The following is a 2,672-nucleotide window of genomic DNA, read 5'->3' on the forward strand; positions in this document are numbered from 1 at the left end:
GGGGGAGGCGGTAAGCGGTCCGGGGGCCAGGGTCAGCATGAGGATGTGTCTCCTTGAAAATCGGGGCGCATAGGGTTGGGACTCCGGTTAAGCAGTTCGGACGGGTCGGCACTTGTGCGTGACGGGTGGCGCGGGGCGCCGAGAAACCGTGCGGGGCGTGAGGAGCTCGGCCAGGAGGTTGGCGACAGAGCCCTGCCGGTCACCGCCGAGGCGTTCGATCCTCAGCGGCGCGTACGGGGACCCGTACCTGTCGATGACCGATTGGCGCAGGTCCGCCGAACCGAGCTGCGCAGCGCTTCCGGCGACCGCCGCGGTGATGTCGAAGCGCCGGTTTGACGCGACAGGCGTGGGAGCCCCTATCATCGCCTTCCGGTCGAGCCAGGAAACCGCGAAGAGCACCCTGCTACTCCTTGATCGCCAGTTTCAGCTGTTCGCTGACCTCACCAGCGGCCTCTGCGCTGGCCAGCATCTGCTCAGACTGATCGGCCAGGTACGACTGCCACTGGGACAGGTATTCGTGCGCGGCCCGACTGGCGGTTACCAGAGCGTCATACCTCTCTTGCAGGTCCTGTAGATGACGCTGTAGTTCGGTGACCTGCGGGCCGGCGTATCCGGTGATCTGGGTTGCCTGCTGATGGGCGTGGACGATGATGTCCTCGGCCTGCCGCCGCGCTTCGGCGAGGATCTCCGCGCCCTCCACGCTGGCGTCGCCGATTGTGCGGTTGGCTTCCTCCTGAGCGCGCATCGTCAGCTCGACAGCCAATGGGTCAGCTGCTTGCGGTACGACGCTCGGCAGGGTTCCGTGGCGGAGCATCTCGACCTGGTTGAGCAGGCTGGCCACCTCTCGTCCCCTACGGTCGATTTCGCCGCGCAGCAGCGCGATCCGATCGTCCGCGAAGCGGACCACCGCGGCAACGTCAACTGCCGGGTACCAATGCGTGCGGCGGGAGCGGCGGGTTGCTACCAGGCTGAGGCGCTGGGTGACCTCGCCGGGCTGCGGTTGCTCCGCGTCCGGTGCAAGGTGTCGGGCACCGTGGTCAGTCATCGGACTCCTGTCCAGGTGGGGTCACGCGGCGTCGGCCCGGCCGGCGCCGACAGAGGTGGGTAGAGCGAGTGGTCGTAGCTCTCCGTCAAGATCCGGGCAGGGTCCACACCGGAGGCGGTAAGGGCGGTGATCGTGGACCGGGTCATCGCAGGAGACCCGCAGACGAGGATGTCTGCGTCTGCCCACGAGCCGAGCCGCAATGCGGTGTGGACGGCACGGCCCACCTCGCCGTCCCACCCCCACCCGATTTCCACGGTGGGGACGTAGCGGAGCCACTGCTCGTCCTGGTTGGCAGACCATGCTTCTTCCGGCGCCGTCGCGGCCAGCTTCTGGAGCGCCTGGTGGTCGTACAGGTCGTCGGGTGTTTTGCCCCCCACCACCAGGGTGGTGGGACGGCCGGAGCCTTGCTGGAGCTGTTCGAGGATGGCTCGCAGCGGCGCTACGCCGGTGCCGCCAGCGATCAGCAGAAGCCGTCGGTGGGGTGCGCGGTCGTACGACGACAACGCGGTGCCCACGGGGTGCCCCAGCAGGAGTGTGTCGCCGACTGCCGTCCGGCGCACCAAATGGGTGGAGAACCGGCCCGTCGCCCTCACGTGGAACTCGAGCGTTCCGTCGGGGCGGGGAGCGTTGGCGGGTGACAGGTACCGCCAGGTGCGCGTTGTCGGCACCTGTGTCGGCAGAGACTGCCCCGGCAGGTAGTTGCACAGGTAGTTCGGTCGGACGGTGAACACGCAGATGTCGGCGCGGCGGCGCTCCGTGCTGATCACCTCTGCCTGCCAGAACGGGGGCGCGACCCGTTCGGATCTGGCGGCGCCGGCGAGCATCAACTTCGCTACCGCCTCGTACGCCGCAGCCCACTCAGCCCTTAAGCTTGGTGTCCACCCTGGTCCGACGAAGTGCTCCAGCGTTGCCACGAGTGCCTGGCCTACCCAGATGTAGTGCCGCTCCGCCAGCTGCACCGGTCGACCCTCGTGGTCTGATCCGTGGAACCGCCTGTGATCAGCACCGAGACGCTGCGCGAACGTCGTGAGCGCATCCGGGTCGTCGATGTTCGTGATGATGTGCCCGAGCGAGGCGAGTAGCTTGTCCTCCTGATACCGCATGTCGGCTGGGAACATGGTCCGCGTCTCAGGAGCGATAAGGAACAGAGTCGCGTAGAAGTATTTCGCTGCTTCGGGGCCGGCGACGGCGAGCTGGTTCCAGCTCCGGCGCAGCGCAGTGACGTCCATGTGTCAGCCCTCCTGCCGGGAGGCGAGGTAGTGGCGCTCACGCAGAGTCGGCTCGGGAAAGTACAGCGTGTGAACACCTGGCCAGAAACTCGGGTTAGGCACCCGGGTGTCGTAGTAGCGGTGGTGCACGGCGTGTAGGGCGGCCCATCCGACCGACCCGTTGATCCACGGCCAGTCGCCGTAGCCGGGCCGGCCAGCGCTGCCGGTCGTCGATGCTGGCTCGTTCCTGATCATCGGGCCGGTTCCGCCGCGTTCCCCGCGTGTCCCCCGCGTGATCCTCCGTGCGGGCGGGCGTCGTCGCAGCCCTGGGTGTCAGGGTTGGGTGAGACCAGCGGTTCAGAGCAAGTAGCCCTCCCAGGGCGAGGATGGACTCATCTTCGATGACGATTTTCAGCACC

2 protein-coding genes and 1 pseudogene are annotated in these 2,672 nt (G+C 67.4%); all 3 read right to left on the reverse strand.

What is annotated here, in order from left to right:
- Positions 1-403 precede the first annotated feature (403 nt).
- Entirely contained in the window at positions 404-1,045 is a 642-nt protein-coding gene (locus AB0G14_RS35295; protein WP_357705090.1) for a hypothetical protein, read from the reverse strand.
- Positions 1,042-2,274 (reverse strand): globin domain-containing protein, encoded by a 1,233-nt coding sequence (locus tag AB0G14_RS35300; RefSeq protein ID WP_357705092.1) that lies wholly within the window; start codon positions 2,272-2,274, stop codon positions 1,042-1,044. The genes AB0G14_RS35295 and AB0G14_RS35300 overlap by 4 nt, the downstream gene beginning before the upstream one ends.
- Positions 2,275-2,277: 3 nt before the next feature.
- Positions 2,278-2,472: pseudogene (locus AB0G14_RS35305) on the reverse strand (nitric oxide synthase oxygenase); the annotation flags it as partial.
- Between the last annotated feature and the right edge of the window lie 200 nt (positions 2,473-2,672).

It is taken from the genome of Micromonospora sp. NPDC023814 (genome assembly GCF_040639595.1).
Lineage (GTDB): Bacteria > Actinomycetota > Actinomycetes > Mycobacteriales > Micromonosporaceae > Micromonospora.